The sequence below is a fragment of the Antribacter soli genome (assembly GCF_021568775.1).
GTDB classification, from domain to species: domain Bacteria; phylum Actinomycetota; class Actinomycetes; order Actinomycetales; family Cellulomonadaceae; genus Antribacter; species Antribacter soli.
This window is the reverse complement of sequence record NZ_JAKGSG010000036.1, coordinates 26,794-43,736: the sequence shown is the minus strand read 5'-3', so window position 1 is coordinate 43,736 and position 16,943 is coordinate 26,794. Positions and strand designations below refer to the sequence as shown.

Here is a 16,943-nt window from a genome sequence, read left to right as displayed (position 1 = left end):
AACGGTTGTTAACCTTTGTGACATGCCTAACATGCATACCGCACACGAGTCTCCGGAGCACACCAAGCTCCGCAGCACCGTTCGTGACTTCGCCCAGGCCGAGATCGCGCCCCACCTGCAGCAGTGGGACCGCGACCGGCACTTTCCGGTCGACGTGGTCCGGAAGATGGGCGACCTGGGGCTCTTCGGCCTCACCGCACCGAGGGAGCTCGGCGGCTCGGGCGGCGGCCTGACCGAGCTGTGCCTCGCCGTCGAGGAGCTCGGCCGCGTCGACCAGTCGCTCGGGATCACGCTCGGCGCCGCCGTCGGCCTCGGGATCAACCCGCTGCTCGCCAACGGCACGCCCGAGCAGCAGGCCAGGTGGCTCCCGGACCTCGTGGCCGGCCGCAGCCTCGGCGCCTTCGGCCTGACGGAGCCAGGTGCGGGCAGCGACGCGAACGCCATGGCCACCACCGCGCAGCTGCGCGACGGCGAGTGGGTCATCGACGGCGCCAAGCAGTTCATCACCAACTCGGGCACCCCGATCACGAGCGTCTGCACCGTCGCGGCGCGGACCGGGACCAACCCCGACGGCAGCCCTGAGCTCAGCGCGATCGTCGTCCCGGCCGACAGCCCCGGCTACATCGTCGAGCCGCCGCACGACAAGATGAGCTGGCGCATCAGCGACACCCACCCGATCATCCTCCGGGACGTCCACGTGCCCGAGGGCAACCTGCTGGGGGAACGGGGCAACGGCTTCAAGCTGCTCGTCTCCTCGCTCAACAGCGGTCGCGTCGCCGTGGCGGCGCTCGCCGTCGGATGCCTCCAGACCATGCTCGACCTCGCCGTCGAGCACGCCGGGGTGCGCCCGACGTTCGGCGGACCGATCGGCCGCAAGCAGGGCGTGGCCTTCCAGATCGCCGACCTCGCCGTGATGCTCGACGCCGCACGCCTGCTCACCTACCGCGCGGCGGCGCTCAAGGACACCGGCGCGCCGGTGGTCGAGTTCCGGCAGGCTGCCTCGATCGCCAAGCTGTACGCCACCGAGTCCGCGGTCACGGCCACGCGCATCGCGGCGCAGGTGTTCGGCGGGTACGGCGTCATGGAGGACGGCCCGGTCGCCCGGTTCTACCGCGACGCCAAGGTCCTGGAGATCGGCGAGGGCACGTCCGAGCTGCAGCGCATGCTCATCGCGCGCGGGCTGGGGCTCCCGGTCGAATGACCCTGTCAGGAGAGGAGCGCGGCGCGCGCCATGCGGGTCAGCAGGGCCTGCATGGCGTCGCGCCCGATCCGCGCGCTGTGCGGCGTCGAGTTGAGCAGGCCGAACGCGGCCTGGACGGCCGCCCGGGCCTCGGCCGGCCCGAGGTCGGGGCGCAGCGGCCGCAGCGCGTCCGTCCAGACCCCGATGTACGCGAGCTGGCGCTCGCGGACCTGGGTGCGCACGTCCGGGCCGAGCGTGCGCCACTCGCGTTCCTGGATCACGATGAGCGACGGGCGGCTCACGGCGAACTCGGCGTGCCAGCCGATGAGGGCGTCGAGCGGTGCGGCGCCGTCGTCGTCGGGCAGGGCGGCACGCTCCCTCGCCCCGGCGAGGAGCTGCTCGGAGGCATGCAGCAGGCACTGGCCGAGGATGTCCTCCTTGCCCGCGAAGTGCTTGTAGAGCGCGGGGCCGGAGACGCCGACGGCGGCGCCGATGTCGTGGACGGACACGCCGTGGAAGCCGCGCTCGGCGAACAGGTCGGCCGCCGTGTCGAGGATCTGGCGGCGGCGAGGGGTCACGCAGGGAGTGTATGGGGGGTTAACGATGGCTAACCAGTCGGACCTGCGTGAGCTCACGGCGCAGCTGCGCGAGCGCCTCGCCCGCGTGCGCGAGGGTGGGCCGGAGCACGCCAGGGACCGGCACACCGGGCGCGGCAAGCTGCTCGCGCGCGACCGCGTCGACCGGCTGCTGGACCCGGGCAGCGCGTTCCTGGAGATCGGGGCGCTCGCCGCCTACGACCTGTACGGCGGCGAGTGGGCCGTGCCGAGCGCCGGGGTCGTGGCCGGGGTGGGGCGGGTCGCGGGCCGCGAGTGCCTGGTCGTGGCCAACGACGCCACGGTGAAGGGCGGCACCTACTACCCGATGACCGTCAAGAAGCACCTGCGGGCCCAGCAGGTCGCGGCCGAGAACCACCTGCCGTGCGTCTACCTCGTCGACTCGGGCGGCGCCTTCCTGCCGCTGCAGGACGAGGTGTTCCCGGACCGCGAGCACTTCGGGCGGATCTTCTACAACCAGGCGCGGATGTCGGCGGCAGGTATCCCGCAGGTCGCCGCCGTGCTGGGCAGCTGCACCGCCGGCGGGGCGTACGTGCCGGCGATGAGCGACGAGTGCGTCATCGTGCGCGACCAGGGCACGATCTTCCTCGGCGGGCCGCCGCTCGTGCAGGCCGCGACGGGCGAGGTGGTCACGGCCGAGGAGCTCGGCGGCGGCCTGGTGCACGCGACGACGTCGGGCGTCGTCGACCACCTGGCCGACGACGACGCCCACGCCCTGCGGATCGTGCGCGACATCGTCGCGACGACCCGGGCGCCCACGCCGTCGATCGAGCGTGACGTGCCCGAGGAGCCGGAGCTCGACCCCGACGGGCTGTACGACGTCCCCTCCGACCCGCGCACCCCCTACGACGTGCGGGAGGTGATCCGGCGGATCGTCGACGGGTCCCGGCTGACCGAGTTCAAGGCCCGCTACGGCGAGACGCTCGTGTGCGGCTTCGCGCACATCGACGGGTACCCGGTCGGGATCGTCGCGAACAACGGGATCCTGTTCTCCGAGTCGGCGCTCAAGGGCGCGCACTTCGTCCAGCTCTGCGACCGGCGCCGCGTCCCGCTGGTGTTCCTGCAGAACATCGCGGGCTTCATGGTCGGCAAGGAGTACGAGAACCGCGGCATCGCGAAGGACGGCGCGAAGCTGGTCACCGCCGTGTCGTGCGCCACGGTCCCGCGTTTCACCGTGGTGCTCGGCGGGTCGTTCGGCGCGGGCAACTACGGCATGTGCGGCCGCGCGTACGACCCGCGGTTCCTGTGGATGTGGCCGGGCGCCCGGATCTCCGTCATGGGCGGCGAGCAGGCGGCGTCGGTCCTGGCGTCGGTCCGGCGTGACCTCGCGGACGACGACGCCGAGGCGTTCAAGGCGTCCGTCCGCGAGCAGTACGAGACGCAGGGCAGCCCCTACTACGCGACCGCCCGCCTCTGGGACGACGGGATCATCGACCCCGCCGACACCCGGCGCGTCCTCGCCCTCGGGCTCGCCGCGGCCGCGAACGCCCCGATCGCCGAGCCCTCCTACGGCGTCTTCCGGATGTGAGCCGCATGCACACGCTCCTGGTCGCCAACCGCGGCGAGATCGCCCTGCGGGTCCTGCGCACGGCTCGCCGGCTCGGGCTGCGGACCGTCGCCGTGTACTCCGACGCCGACCGCGACGCGCCCCACGTGCGCGCCGCCGACGTCGCCGTGCGCGTCGGCCCGGGCCCCGCCGCCGAGTCCTACCTGTCGATCCCCGCGCTGCTGGCCGCCGCCGAGCGGACGGGCGCCGACGCCGTCCACCCCGGCTACGGCTTCCTCGCCGAGAACGCCGGCTTCGCGCAGGCGGTCCTCGACACGGGCCTCGTCTGGGTGGGCCCGCCGCCCGACGCGATGGCCGCCATGGGCCGCAAGGACACCGCCCGCGAGATCGCACTCGCGGCGGGCGTCCCGGTGCTGCAGCAGCTCCCCGTCCTCCCGTCCGACGCCGGCCGGTCCGCCACCATCGGGGACCTCACCTTTCCGCTCCTCGTCAAGGCGGCGGCCGGCGGCGGCGGCAAGGGCATGCGCGTGGTCCGGGACCCGGCCGGGCTGGACGCTGCCGTCGCCGCCGCCCGCCGCGAGGCCGGTGCCGCGTTCGGCGACGACACGGTGCTGCTCGAGCGGTACGTCGAGCACGGGCGGCACGTGGAGGTGCAGGTGCTCGCCGACGCGCACGGTCACGTGGTGCACCTGCACGAGCGCGACTGCTCCGCGCAGCGCCGGCACCAGAAGGTGCTCGAGGAGGCGCCCGCCCCGTGGCTGACGCCCGGCCTGCGCGAGCGGCTGCACGCCTGGGCCGTGGAGCTCGCGGCGAAGGTCGGCTACGTGGGGGCCGGGACGGTGGAGTTCCTTGTGCCAGGGGATCCGGGGCAGACCGCCGGGGGAGAGGCGTGGTTCCTCGAGATGAACACCCGCCTCCAGGTCGAGCACCCCGTCACCGAGGCGGTCGTGATCGTGGCCGGGCGGCGGCTCGACCTCGTCGCCGAGCAGCTGCGGATCGCCGCCGGGGAGCCTCTCGGGTTCACGCAGGCGGAGGTGAACGTCGTCGGACATGCGATGGAGGCCCGGATCAATGCGGAGGACGCCTACGCGGGGTTCCTGCCGCAGGCCGGGATCGCGACCCGCGTGCGCTGGCCCGCGGGGGTTCGCGTCGACGCCGGTATCGAGGACGGGACCGTGGTGCCCGCTGCGTACGACTCTCTGGTCGGCAAGGTGATCGCCCGTGGCGAGGACCGCGAGGCTGCCCGTCAGGCGCTCGTCGGGGCCCTCGACAACACGGCGATCCTGGGCCTGACCACCAACACCGGGTTCCTCCGGGCCCTGGCGGACTCGGCCGCGTTCCGCGACGGCGAGGTGGACACGGCGTGGCTGGATGGCCACGAGGTCGACCCGCCCGACCCGTGGTCGGCGCTCGTCGCCGCGGCCTGGGCGATCACGTCCCTCGGCGGCGACGGCTGGCGGGCGGGCGGGCCGCCCGGGCCCGCCTGGGTGGAGCTCGGCGAGCATGTCCTCGTGGTCGCCCGGGCGCCTTCCGGGGAGGGCGAGGTGCGCGAGGCGTCGGGCGCCGGCCGGGACGCTGCCGAGCGGGCGGGCGTCGTGCGGGCGGGCGTCGTGCGGGCGGGCGTCGTGCGCGACGCGGGCGACGGGCTCCTCGAGGTCGACGGCGTCGTCGGCCGGTTCGTGGTCGAGGTGCGGCCGCGGGCGGTGGAGGTCGCGCACCGCGGGCACACGTTCCGGTTCGCGCGCCCGGACGGGTCCAGCGTGCGCGAGGCGGAGGCGGGCGACGGCGTCGTGCTGGCGGTGATGCCCGGGACCCTGACGCGCGTGGACGTGCGGCCGGGCGAGCGGGTGAAGCGCGGGCAGGCCCTCGGCGTTCTGGAGGCGATGAAGATGGAGCTCGCGCTCACGGCGCCGGCCGACGGCGTCGTGACCGTCGGTGCCGCCGCGGGCGAGCGGGTCGCGGCCCGGCAGGTCCTGTTCGAGGTGCACGATCCCGGGGCGTCCGGGAAGGTGCCCGGTGCGTAGCCCGCAGGTGGTGCCCGACCCCGCGCTGCCGTCGCGGGTCACCGTCTACGAGGTGGGCCCACGGGACGGGCTGCAGAACGAGCCGACGACGGTCCCCGCCGCGGTGAAGGTCGAGCTGGTCCGGCGGCTGCTCGACGCCGGGCTGCCCGTCGTGGAGGCGACGAGCCTGGTGCACCCGCGCTGGGTGCCGCAGCTCGCCGACGCGGAGGAGGTCCTCGACGCGCTCGCCTCGTCGCTGGGGGACCGGGCGCGCGACCTGCCCGTGCTGGTGCCGAACCAGCGCGGGCTGGAGCGGGCGCTCGAGCTGGGCCTGCGGCACGTGGCGGTGTTCGCCAGCGCCACCGAGTCGTTCGCGCGGCGCAACCTGAACCGCCGGCTCGACGAGCAGTACGCGATGTTCGAGCCCGTGATGACCCGGGCGCGCGACGCCGGGATGCGGGTGCGGGCGTACGTGAGCATGTGCTTCGGCGACCCCTGGGAGGGCGACGTGCCGGTCGCGCAGGTTGTCGGGGCTGCCCGTCGCCTCGTGGACCTCGGCGCGTCCCAGGTCTCGCTGGGCGACACGATCGGCGTCGGGACGCCCGGGCACGTCGTCGCGCTGCTCGACGCGCTCAACGAGGCCGGGCTGCCCGACGACGTCCTCGCGCTGCACGCCCACGACACCTACGGGCAGGCGCTCGCGAACGTGCTCGCGGCGCTGCGGCACGGGGTGACGACGTTCGACGCGTCCGCGGGCGGGCTGGGCGGCTGCCCGTATGCAGAGTCGGCGACCGGCAACCTCGCCACGGAGGACCTCGTGTGGATGCTGGACGGGCTCGGGATCGAGACGGGGGTGCGCCTGGACCGGCTCGTCGCAACCAGCACGTGGCTGGCTGGGGTGCTCGGCCGGCCGGCGCCGAGCCGCGTCGTCCGAGCTCTGGCCGATGGGTGAGGATGGGGACATGACCCTGAAGATCGGTTACAAGGCGTCCGCGGAGCAGTTCGGCCCGCGAGACCTGGTCGAGCTCGCGGTCCTGGCCGAGGAGACCGGCCTGGACAGCGCCGTGGTGTCGGACCATTTCCTGCCGTGGCGGCACGAGGGCGGGCATGCGCCGTCGGCCCTGGCGTGGCTCGCGGCCGCCGGCGAGCGAACGAGCCGGATCAGGCTCGGCACGAGCGTGCTCACGCCGACGTTCCGCTACAACCCCGCGGTGATCGCGCAGACGTTCGCGACGCTGGCGCTGCTCACGAACGACCGCGTGATGCTCGGCGTCGGCACCGGCGAGGCCCTCAACGAGATCGCTGTGAGCGGCCGCGAGTGGCCCGAGTTCAAGGAGCGGTTCGCGCGCCTGCGCGAGGCGGTCGACCTGATGCGCCGACTCTGGACCGAGGAGTCCGTGTCGGTCGAGGGCGACCACTACACGCTGGTCGACGCGACGATCTACGACCGGCCCGAGCGTCCCGTGCCGGTCTATGTCGCCGCGGGCGGGCCGCTCGTCGCCAAGTACGCCGGCCGCGTGGGCGACGGCTTCATCTGCACGTCGGGCAAGGGCATGGAGCTCTACACGGACGCTCTGGTCCCGGCCGTCAAGGAGGGCGCCGAGAAGGCAGGCCGCTCGTTCGACGACCTCGACCGCATGCTCGAGCTCAAGATCTCCTACGACCGCGACGAGGACACCGCCCTGGAGAACACCCGGTTCTGGGCGCCGCTGTCGCTCACCCCCGAGCAGAAGCACTCCGTGTCGTCCGCCGAGGAGATGGAGCGCCTCGCCGACGAGCTGCCGATCGAGCAGGTGGCGAAGCGCTGGGTCGTGGCGTCCGACCCGCACGAGGCCGTCGCCCAGATCAAGCCCTACCTGGACGCGGGCTTCAACCACCTGGTGGTGCACGGACCGGGCCACGACCAGCGCCGCTTCCTCGAGCAGTTCGGCGAGGACGTGCTGCCGCTCCTCCGCGGGCTGTGACTGCCCTCGCCCTGCCCTCGCGCGTGACCCACGTCCTGCTCGACCTGGACGGAACCCTCACCGACTCCGCGCCGGGCATCGTGGCGTCGCTGCGGCACGCGTTCGCCACGCTGGGGATGCCGGTGCCGGGGGACGACGTCCTGCGCACGTTCGTCGGGCCGCCCCTCGGGCTGAGCCTGGAACGGCACGGGCTGCGACCCGAGCACGCGGCGCTCGCGATCACCGCGTACCGGCGGGAGTTCGAGCGGGTCGGGATGCTCGACAACTCCCTGTATCCGGGCATCCCCGGGCTGCTCGAGGCGCTGGCCGACGCCGGATTGGTCACCGTCATCGCGACGGCCAAGCCCCAGCCGTACGCCGTGCGGGTCGTGGAGCACTTCGGGCTGCACCGGACGCTCCACGGGGGGCTCGGCGGTGTCTTCGGCGCCGAGACCGAGGGGGCGGGCATCACGGCTGGCAAGGAGGTCGTGATCGCCCGGGCGCTCTCGGCGCTGGGGCAGCCCGGCGCCGGCGTCGTCATGGTGGGCGACCGCGAGCACGACGTCGAGGGGGCCGCCGTGCACGGCGTGCCGACCGTGGGCGCCGGCTGGGGCTACGGCTCGCCAGGCGAGCTGGAGGGTGCGGGCGCGGTGGCGCTCGCGGAGACCCCGGAGGCGCTCGCCAAGCTGCTGGTCGGCTGAGTGGCTCGGGCCGGCCCGGTGTCGGCTCAGGGGCCCGCGAGGGCCCTCTCGAAGGCACCGAGCAGCTGCTTTCCGAACAGGACGAACCGGACGTCGTCGGGTCCCTCCTTGCCCGGGGGAGCGGTCCACGACAGGACTGCCCGGACCGCGGTGCGCGCGACGTCGTCGGGCAGCCAGCCGTAGGCGCCCGCGCTGATCGCCGGGAAGGCGACCGAGCCGGCGCCGAGCTTCGCGGCGAGGTCGAGCGAGCGCGTGAAGCACGACGCGAGGAGGGCCGGGTCGTCCTCGCCGCGGTGGCGGTTCGGGCCGACCGTGTGGATCACCCAGCGTGCGGGCAGGTCGAAGGCCGGCGTGACGACCGCGTCGCCGACGGCCAGGCCGTCCCGGTGCGTCGTGTTCCGCAGGCGTCGGCAGGCCTCCAGCAGGCGCGGGCCGGCCGCTGCGTGGATGGCGCCGTCCACCCCGCCGCCGCCCAGGAGCAGCGAGTTCGCGGCGTTGACGATCGCGTCGACCTCGACGCGCGTGATGTCCCCGAGCTCGGCCGTGACCATCATGGCCGGCGCTCCATCCACGTGTTGTCCTCGACGAGCGGCGCGAAGCCGAACTTCGCGTACAGGCCGTGAGCGTCGGCGGTCGCCAGCACGGTGCGGCGCAGGCCCAGGGGCTCGAGGTCCGCGGTCACGCCACCCACGAGGAGCTTGCCGATGCCCTGACCCCGATGGGCGGGGTCGACGATGACGTCGCACAGCCAGGCGAACGTGGCGCCGTCGGTCACCACGCGTGCGTACGCAACCTGCTCGCCCGTCGCGCTGTGGTAGACGCCGTAGTTGCGTGAGCCCACGATCGCCGCGTCCTGGACCTCGCGCGGCCGTCCCGGCGCCCAGTAGGAGTGCTCGGAGATCAGCTGGTGGGCGCGGGCCGCGTCGACCCGGGCGGGGTCGGCGGAGAACTCGTACGTGGCGTCGGGGAAGGGCTGGGCCATGCTGTGATCGAACCACAGCCGGCGTCGATGGCGAGGCCATGGCCTGGGTGCGTGTCGCCAGGGCCGGCGGCCCTGGGGCAGGAGGCCACGTGGAGTTCGACCGGTACACCGCGGTGCTGCTCGTGCTGCGCGACGACGCCCCCGTGCGCGACGACGCCGCGGCCGACGCCCTTGCACATCTTGAACGTCGGACCCGAGGAGGCCCTCGAGCTGGCGTCCGCCGACCTGGCGGTGGTCGCGAGACGCCGTTGCGAACCATTGCCGACGGGCTAGCGTCGACGCATGGACATCATCCTCATCCCTGGTGCCTGGCTGGATGCGTCCGCGTGGGATGACATCGTCCCGACCCTCGAGGCCGCCGGCCACACCACGCACCCGGTGACGCTGCCGGGCAAGGAGCTGGCTGACGCGGACCGGTCCGGGATCGGGCTCGCGGACCACGTCGACGCCGTCGTCGCCCTCGTGGACGCGCTCGAGGGCAAGGTCGTCCTGGTCGGCCACTCGGCGGGCGGCGCGATCGCGTACGCGGTGACGGACCGGCGCCCGGATCGCATCGCCCGCGTCGTCTACGTCGACGCCGGGCCGCTCGGCGAGGGCGGCGTCGTCAACGACGAGGTGCCGGTGGTGAACGGCGACGTGCCGCTGCCGGACTGGTCGCAGTTCGACGAGCCGGACCTCGTGGACCTCACCGACGAGCTGCGGGCACAGTTCCGTGCACGCTCCATCCCCGAGCCGAGGGGCGTGTTCTTCGACCCGCAGCACCTGACCGACGACCGCCGCCGGGACGTGCCGTCCACGATCATCGCGTCGGAGTACTACTCCGAGAAGTACGACTCCCCGTCCGCGATGTACCAGGACTTCCTCGACCAGGGCGCGCCGTGGGTGGCCGAGCTCGCGACCCTGCGGGACTACGAATTCGTTGACCTGCCCACCGGCCACTGGCCGATGTTCACGCGGCCGGCTGACCTGGCCCAGGCGATCCTCAAGGCGGTGGACCGGACCTGAGCCCCGGGCGGCCGGGCGCGCGGAACGCGCCCGGCTCGTGCCGGCGCCTCAGCCGATCGCCGCCACCGGGGCCGGCAGCGGGGTCCCGGAGCCGTCGCGGCGCGCGTCCGGTGCGGGCAGCTCGACGGGCTGGCCGCCGGCGCCCACGGCGCGCGGCGGGGCAGCGCCCACCCACGCGAGGACCAGGCTGTCCTCGCCCCGGAGGAACCGCTGCGCCCGGACGCCGCCGGTCGCGCGGCCCTTGCCGGGGTAGAGCTCGAACGGCGAGACCTTCACGGTGCCCTGGTCAACTCCCGGCAGGGCGTCGCTCGACCCCGCGACGGTCACGACGGCCGACGCGTCCTTCGTCGCGGCGGGCACGGCGCCGAAGAACACGACGCGGTGCCCTTCTGCCAGCTTGATGCCCGCCATGCCGCCGGCGGCGCGGCCCTGGGGCCGCACGGACGATGCGGGGAAGCGCAGCAGCGACGAGTCGGACGACACGAACACGAGCTCGTCGTCGTCCGCCACTGCGGCGGCCCCGACGACGACGTCGCCCGCCCTGAGGCCGATGACGTCCCACTCGTCGGCGGTGGTCGGCACGTCGCCGGCCGACACCCGCTTGACGACGCCGCCCGCGGTGCCGAGCGCCAGCGTCGGCGCGCCGGCCGCGAGCGACATCACCGAGATCACCTTCTCGCCGGGCGACAGCTCGACGAGCTCGGAGACCGGCAGCCCGCCGGACAGCGACGGGGCGCCGTCGACCGGCGGCAGGGCCGGCAGCTCCAGGACGGGCACGCGCAGCGCCCTCCCGGCGGACGTCACGAGGGCGATCTCGCCGCGCGTCGTCGTCGGGCAGGAGCCCAGCAGCGCGTCGTGCGCCGCACGGTTGCCCTCGCGCGCGGGGGGCGCGTCGTCGGACAGCCGGGCGAGGAGGCCGGTGGCCGAGAGCAGCACGCGCGTCGGCGCGTCGGCGATCTCGAGCGAGATGGGCGGGCGCACAGCGCCCTTGCCGGCCGGCGCCGGCGCGGCCGAGCCCACCGAGCCGCCCGCCGAGTCGAGCAGCACCGTGCGCCGCGGGGTCCCGTACGTGCGGGCGACATCGGTCATCTCGGCGGAGACCACGCGGCGCAGGCTCGCGTCCGTGCCGAGGATCTCCTCCAGCTCGGCGATCTCCCGCTGGAGCTGCTCCTGCTCCTTCTCCAGCTCGATGCGGGAGAACCGGGTCAGGCGGCGCAGCTGCAGGTCGAGGATGTAGGTCGCCTGCGGGTCCGACAGGTCGAAGACGCCGATGAGGCGCTCCTTCGCCGCGGCGGCGTCGTCGGACGCGCGGATCACCTGGATGACCTCGTCGATGTCGACGATCGCGAGGAGCAGGCCCTCGACGAGGTGCAGCCGCTCGCGGCGCTTGGCCAGTCGGAACTCGGACCGGCGGCGCACCACCTTGATGCGGTGCTCGACCCAGACGCGCAGCAGCTCCACGAGCCCGAGCGTGCGGGGCTGCCCGTCGACCAGCGTGACGTTGTTGATGCCGAACGACTCCTCGAGCGGCGTGACGCGGTAGAGCTGCTCGAGCACCGCGTCCGGGTCGAAGCCGGTCTTGACCTCGATCACGACGCGCAGCCCGTGCTGGCGGTCCGTGAGGTCCTGGACGTTCGTGACGCCCTGGATCTTCTTGTTCTTGACGCCCTCGGCGATCTTCTCGAGGACCTTCTCCGGGCCCACCAGGTACGGCAGCTCCGTCACGACGATGCCCTTGCGGCGGGGCGTGATGTTCTCGACGCGGGCGGTCGCGCGGGTGCGGAACGTCCCGCGCCCGGTGCGGTAGGCGTCCCGCACGCCCTCGAGGCCCACGATCTTGCCGCCGGTGGGCAGGTCCGGCCCGGGCACGAACCGCAGCACGTCCTCCAGGCCGGCGTCGGGGTGCTTCACGAGGTGCTGCGCCGCGGCGACGACCTCGACGAGGTTGTGCGGCGGCATGTTGGTCGCCATGCCCACCGCGATGCCCGAGGCGCCGTTCACCAGCAGGTTCGGGATCGCGGCCGGCAGCACCTCCGGCTGCAGCAGCTTGTTGTCGTAGTTCGGCACGTAGTCGACGACGTCCTCGTCGAGGCTCGCCGTCATCGCGACCGACGGCGCCGCCAGGCGTGCCTCGGTGTAGCGGGGGGCGGCCGGCCCGTCGTCGAGCGAGCCGAAGTTGCCGTGCCCGTCCACCAGCGGCAGGCGCAGCGAGAAGTCCTGCGCGAGGCGCACCAGCGCGTCGTAGATCGCCGCGTCGCCATGGGGGTGCAGCTTGCCCATGACCTCGCCGACGACGCGCGACGACTTCACGTGCGCGCGGTCGGGGCGCAGCCCCATGTCCGCCATCATGTACAGGATTCGCCGCTGCACGGGCTTGAGGCCGTCCCGCGCGTCAGGCAGCGCGCGCGAGTAGATGACGGAGTAGGCGTACTCGAGGAACGAGGACTCCATCTCCGCCGAGACGTCGATGTCCACGACCTTCTCGTGGATCTCGCTCGGTTCGAGCGGCTCGGCCTGCGGCTTGCGCGACATCGTGTCGGGGGCTCCTGAGGTGGGACGGGACCGGTCGAGCCACACAGTACCGCCAGCAACCGACGCTCCCCGCGATCGCCACAGGGCGGGCAGGCGGGCCACGGCCGCCCGTCAGGACACCGGCTCGTCCTGGCCGGCCGGGACGCGCTCGACCTTGAAGCCGGTGAAGCCGTACAGGAGGCTGAGCACCGGGCTGGCGATGCAGAACACGCAGAACGGCAGGTACAGGAGCGTGGACACGCCCAGCGCCGCGCTCATGAACGCGCCGCAGGAGTTCCACGGCACGAGCGGTGAGGTCACGGTGCCGCAGTCACTGACCAGCCGGGAGAGGTTCGACGGCGCGAGCCCGCGTCGGGCGAACTCGGCCCGGAAGACCCGGCCGGGCAGGACGAGGGCGAGGTACTGGTCGCCGGCGACGATGTTGAGCCCGAAAGCGGTCGCGAAGACCGCCAGGAAGAGACGCCCGGTGGTGCGGGCGGACCGGACGAGCGGGTCGATCAGCGGCGCCGTCAGGCCGAGCTCCTCGAGGAGCGTGCCGAACGTGACGGCACCGATGATGAGCCAGAGCGTGAGCAGCATGCCGGCCATGCCACCGCGGGACAGCAGCTGGTCGACGTCCGCGTTCCCCGAGTCGATGGAGAAGCCGGTGGCGATCGCCCGCCAGATCGCCTCCACCTGGGTGCGGACCGGTCCGCGGTCGCCGGCGAAGTCGCGCACGATATCGGGCTGGAGCACGAGGGCGAGCAGCCCGGCGAACAGCGCCGAGCCCGCGATCGAGAGGGACGCCGGCGCTCGGCGCACCGACAGGAAGACGAGCAGCACGAGGGGCAGCAGCGTGAGCGGCCCGATGTTGAAGATCTGGTCGAGCGCCCTGAGGTCGACGTCGGCGTCCGCCGTCGCGCTCCGGTCGCCGACGTGGACCAGGCCCAGCACCAGGAAGACGGCCAGCGCGATCCCGAACGCCGGGAGGGAGGTCCACGCCTGCCGCTTGATGTGCTCGTAGAGGTCGATCTTCACGAGCTGTGCGCTCAGGACGGTCGTCTCGGACAACGGGGACAGCTTGTCGCCGAGGTACGCGCCGGAGATGACGGCGCCGGCCGTGATCGCCGGCGAGACGCCGAGGACGACGGCGATCCCCGTCAGGCCGACGCCGATCGTCCCCGCGGTGGTCCATGAGCTCCCGATGGACATCGCGACGACCCCGCAGATGATCGCCGTCGCCGCGTAGTACCACGTCGGGGAGAGGACCTGGATGCCGTAGCTGACCAGCGTGGGGATGGTGCCGGCCATGCTCCACGTGGCGATGAGCGCCCCGACGGCGAGCAGGATGAACACCGCCGAGCTGATCGACGCCAGGGAGCGCTGCCCGGCCTCCTGCACCGCGGACCAGCGGTGCCCGTTCTTCATCCCGATCAGTGCGGCGACCATGCAACAGAGCACGAGGGCGGCCTGGACGGGGCCGTCGAGAGCGTCGAGGCCGAAGAGCGCGATCGCCCCGGCGATGAGGACGGCGAGCACGACCACGGGGACGACGGCGTCGATCACGGAGGGTGTCCGTTCCGTGCGGGCTCGTGGCTCGTCCCCCTCCATCCGCCCACAGTGCCACGTCACCCTGTCCTCGTCGCGTCCGGAACCTGCCGCCGTCGCCGCGGACCTCGCTAGCCTGAGCCTGTGGACGAGGCGGAGCGGGTGGTGGTCGGCCACGTCGGTGTGCCGTACCCCGAGGAGTGGGAGGCCGACGTCGTGCTGCGCGACGGGTCCACCACGCACCTGCGCCCGATCCGCCCCGACGACGCCGACGCGCTCCAGCGGTTCCAGATGGCGCAGTCGGAGCGGTCCACGTACTTCCGCTTCTTCGCGGCGCTCGAGCGGCTTCCCGAGCGGATGCTGCACCAGTTCGTCACCGTCGACCACGTCCGGCGCGCGGCGATCGTCGCCGTTCGCCCCGCCCGCCGGGCCGACGGGACCGACGGCCCCGAGGACGTCCTGGGCGTCGCCCGGTACGACGTCGTGGAGGACGGCACCGCGGAGGTCGCGTTCAACGTCGCGGACGCGATGCAGGGCCGCGGCCTGGGCTCGGTCCTCCTCGAGCACATCGCCGCGGCCGCGCGCGAGCGGGGCGTCCGCCGGTTCGTGGCGGAGGTGCTGCCGCAGAACCGCGCGATGCTGGCAGTGTTCCGCGAGGCGGGCTACGTGGTGGAGCAGCACGTGGACGACGGCGTCGTCACCGTGTCCGTCGACCTCGACCCGACGGAGCGCTCCCGTGAGGTCATGGCGGACCGGGAGCACCGCGCGGAGGCGCGGTCGATGCAGGGCCTGCTGGGCGCCCGGCGGGTCCTCCTCGTCGGGCCGGGCCCAGAGGGCGCGGGCACCATGGACGGGCTCCTCGCGGAACGCGTGCTCTCCGCGGCGGAGCAGGACCCGGGTGACACGCAGCTCGTCGTGCTCGACGCCGGCCGCGCGCCCGGTGCCGACCACGTCACCGTCGCGAGCGGCTGGGACGACGTCGGCGAGGTGGACCTCGCCCTGCTCGCCGTCCCTCCTGACCGGGCGATCGACGCGGTGCGCGACGTCGCCGCACGGGGTGCGCGGGGCGTCGTCGTGCTGTCGGCGGGTTACGCGGAGGAGGGGCCAGACGGCCTGGCGCGGCAGCGCGACCTGTTGCGCGCCGCGCACGGGTCGGGGATGCGCGTGGTGGGTCCGGCGAGCTTCGGACTGCTGACGAACACGCCGGGCGCACGCCTGCGCGCGAGCCTGGCCGAGCACGCCCCGGCGCCGGGCACCATCGGCCTGTTCTGCCAGTCGGCTCCGGCGGCCGTGACGATCGCCGCGACGCTGCAGCGCCGCGGCCTGGGCGCGTCGTCCCTGGTCTCGGCAGGGCACCGGGCGGACGTCTCGGGCAACGACCTCATGCAGTTCTGGCACGACGACCCGCAGACCGAGGTGGTGTGCCTCTACCTCGAGTCCCTCGGCAACCCGCGCAAGTTCTCGCGCGTCGCCCGGCGGCTGGCCGCCGCGAAGCCGGTGGTCGTGGTCGTCGCGGGCCGGTCGGGGCACGTGGTCCCGCCGGGTCACGCGGTGCGGGCCACCCGGGCGCCGCGGCGCATGGTGGACGAGGTGCTGCGGCAGTCCGGCGTGATCCGCGCGGAGAACACGCACCAGCTCATGGACGTCGCGCAGGTGCTGGCGCACCAGCCGCTGCCGGCCGGCTCGCGGGTCGGGATCCTGGCCAGCTCGGAGTCGCTCGTCACCCTGGTCGCCGAGGCGTGCGGTGCCGCGGGCCTGGAGGTCCGGGCCGTGTCGGCGTACCTCGCGCCCGACGCGACCGACGAGCAGGTGGCCCGCGCCGTCGACGCCCTGTACGCGCCGGACGCGTGCGACGCGGTCGTGGTGGTCGACGTGCCGGTGGTGCACGCGCGCGGGGGAGCGGTCGCCCGGGCGGTCGCCGCGGCGGCGGCCGTCGCCGGCCGCACGACGGTGGCGAGCGTGCTGGGCCTGCACGGCATGCCGGACGAGCTCGCCGCCGCCACCCCGGAGGGACGCGAGGTCCGCATCCCCGCGTTCTCCACGCCTGAGGACGCGGTGTCGGCGCTCGGGGCGGTCGCGCGCTACGCGCGTTGGCGTACCCAGGACCACGGCACCCCGGTCCGCCCGCCGCTCGGCCCCGCAGGCGCGGACCAGCTGCCCGACGGCGTCTGGCGCGCCCGGGCGCACACGCTCGTCGAGGCGGCACTCGCCCGGGCCGGAGGCGACCGTGGCCCGGGCGGGCATGAGGGCGTGCTGCTCGACGCGGCCGCGACGGCCGAGCTGCTCGCCTGCTACGGGATCGCCCTGGTGGAGTCGCGGCCGGTGCGGGGAGCGGACGAGGCGGTCGCCGTCGCCGAGGAGCTGGGCTGGCCGGTGGCGCTCAAGATCGCGTCACCGGTGCTGCGGCACCGGACCGACCTGGGTGGCGTGCGCCTCGACATCGCCGCTCCGGAGGAGCTCCGCGACGACGTGGCGCGGATGCAGGAGGCGGCAGCGGCCCTGCTGCCGGGGATGGACCCCGTGCTGGAGGTGCAGCGCATGGTGCCCTCAGGCGTCGCCTGCGTGGTGCGGTCCGTCGAGGACGAGCTGTTCGGGCCGGTGGTGTCGTTCGGGCTGGCGGGTGACGCGTCGGACCTGCTCGACGACGTGACGCACGGCGTGCCCCCGCTGACGGACGTCGACGTCGCGGGAATGGTTCGTGGGGTGCGCGCCGCGCCGCGCCTGTTCGGCTACCAGGGCGCACCGGTCGCGGACGTGGCGGCGCTGGAGGACGTGCTGGCGCGCGTGTCCGTCATGGCGGACGACCTGCCGGAGCTCGCGAGCCTGGAGCTGTACCCGGTGGTCGCCGCCGAGCGCGGCGCGTCCGTGCTGCACGCCGTCGTGCGGCTGCGCCCGGCCGAGCGCCGCGCGGACCCGCTGCGCCGCGCCCTGCCGGGCTGAGGCCGACGG

Annotated in this window: 13 protein-coding genes; 8 read left to right on the top strand and 5 right to left on the bottom strand. The window is 74.0% G+C overall.

Annotated elements, in window-relative coordinates; all coding sequences use genetic code 11:
• Positions 1 to 31 precede the first annotated feature (31 nt).
• Positions 32 to 1,201, top strand: coding sequence for an acyl-CoA dehydrogenase family protein (locus tag L1785_RS13475; protein WP_236089847.1), 1,170 nt, complete (start codon positions 32 to 34; stop codon positions 1,199 to 1,201).
• Positions 1,202 to 1,206: 5 nt separating this feature from the next.
• Here the strand turns inward: L1785_RS13475 and L1785_RS13470 are convergent, their stop codons facing one another.
• Positions 1,207 to 1,758 (bottom strand): TetR/AcrR family transcriptional regulator, encoded by a 552-nt coding sequence (locus L1785_RS13470; RefSeq protein WP_236089788.1) that lies wholly within the window; start codon positions 1,756 to 1,758, stop codon positions 1,207 to 1,209.
• A gap of 25 nt (positions 1,759 to 1,783) precedes the next feature.
• On the opposite strand from L1785_RS13470, the gene L1785_RS13465 reads away from it, so the two are divergent.
• From L1785_RS13465 to L1785_RS13445, 5 genes are read left to right on the top strand one after another with little or no spacing between them, the layout of a single operon-like run.
• Positions 1,784 to 3,322, top strand: a complete 1,539-nt coding sequence (locus L1785_RS13465; RefSeq protein WP_236089787.1) for a carboxyl transferase domain-containing protein — start codon at positions 1,784 to 1,786, stop codon at positions 3,320 to 3,322.
• 5 nt (positions 3,323 to 3,327) lie between these two features.
• Complete coding sequence (locus L1785_RS13460; RefSeq protein ID WP_236089786.1) at positions 3,328 to 5,325, top strand: acetyl/propionyl/methylcrotonyl-CoA carboxylase subunit alpha; 1,998 nt, start codon at positions 3,328 to 3,330, stop codon at positions 5,323 to 5,325.
• Positions 5,318 to 6,256, top strand: a complete 939-nt coding sequence (locus tag L1785_RS13455) for a hydroxymethylglutaryl-CoA lyase (protein ID WP_236089785.1) — start codon at positions 5,318 to 5,320, stop codon at positions 6,254 to 6,256. Before L1785_RS13460 ends, L1785_RS13455 begins: the two co-directional genes overlap by 8 nt.
• Before the next feature lie 10 nt (positions 6,257 to 6,266).
• Complete coding sequence (gene fgd / locus L1785_RS13450; RefSeq protein ID WP_236089784.1) at positions 6,267 to 7,268, top strand: glucose-6-phosphate dehydrogenase (coenzyme-F420); 1,002 nt, start codon at positions 6,267 to 6,269, stop codon at positions 7,266 to 7,268.
• Entirely contained in the window at positions 7,265 to 7,948 is a 684-nt protein-coding gene (locus L1785_RS13445) for an HAD family hydrolase (protein ID WP_236089783.1), read from the top strand. The genes fgd and L1785_RS13445 overlap by 4 nt, the downstream gene beginning before the upstream one ends.
• Before the next feature lie 26 nt (positions 7,949 to 7,974).
• Here L1785_RS13445 and L1785_RS13440 read toward each other — a convergent pair whose 3' ends face one another.
• Both L1785_RS13440 and L1785_RS13435 read right to left on the bottom strand, forming a co-directional pair.
• Positions 7,975 to 8,502, bottom strand: coding sequence for an O-acetyl-ADP-ribose deacetylase (locus L1785_RS13440; RefSeq protein ID WP_236089782.1), 528 nt, complete (start codon positions 8,500 to 8,502; stop codon positions 7,975 to 7,977).
• Positions 8,499 to 8,930 (bottom strand): GNAT family N-acetyltransferase, encoded by a 432-nt coding sequence (locus L1785_RS13435; RefSeq protein WP_236089781.1) that lies wholly within the window; start codon positions 8,928 to 8,930, stop codon positions 8,499 to 8,501. Before L1785_RS13435 ends, L1785_RS13440 begins: the two co-directional genes overlap by 4 nt.
• Positions 8,931 to 9,212: 282 nt before the next feature.
• On the opposite strand from L1785_RS13435, the gene L1785_RS13430 reads away from it, so the two are divergent.
• Positions 9,213 to 9,935 carry an alpha/beta fold hydrolase gene (locus L1785_RS13430; RefSeq protein ID WP_236089780.1) on the top strand — a complete coding sequence of 241 codons (723 nt, stop codon included), beginning with the start codon at positions 9,213 to 9,215 and terminating at the stop codon, positions 9,933 to 9,935.
• Between the two features lie 48 nt (positions 9,936 to 9,983).
• On the opposite strand, the gene L1785_RS13425 is transcribed toward L1785_RS13430, so the two are convergent.
• Complete coding sequence (locus tag L1785_RS13425; protein WP_236089779.1) at positions 9,984 to 12,467, bottom strand: DNA gyrase/topoisomerase IV subunit A; 2,484 nt, start codon at positions 12,465 to 12,467, stop codon at positions 9,984 to 9,986.
• A 111-nt stretch (positions 12,468 to 12,578) separates the two neighbouring features.
• On the bottom strand, positions 12,579 to 14,057 hold the full coding sequence (gene nhaC, locus L1785_RS13420; protein ID WP_268915256.1) for a Na+/H+ antiporter NhaC: 1,479 nt from the start codon (positions 14,055 to 14,057) through the stop codon (positions 12,579 to 12,581).
• 81 nt (positions 14,058 to 14,138) lie between these two features.
• On the opposite strand from nhaC, the gene L1785_RS13415 reads away from it, so the two are divergent.
• The gene (locus tag L1785_RS13415; protein ID WP_236089777.1) at positions 14,139 to 16,934 is read left to right on the top strand and encodes a bifunctional acetate--CoA ligase family protein/GNAT family N-acetyltransferase; all 2,796 of its coding nucleotides are present in this window, start codon (positions 14,139 to 14,141) and stop codon (positions 16,932 to 16,934) included.
• The last annotated feature ends 9 nt before the right edge of the window (positions 16,935 to 16,943 follow it).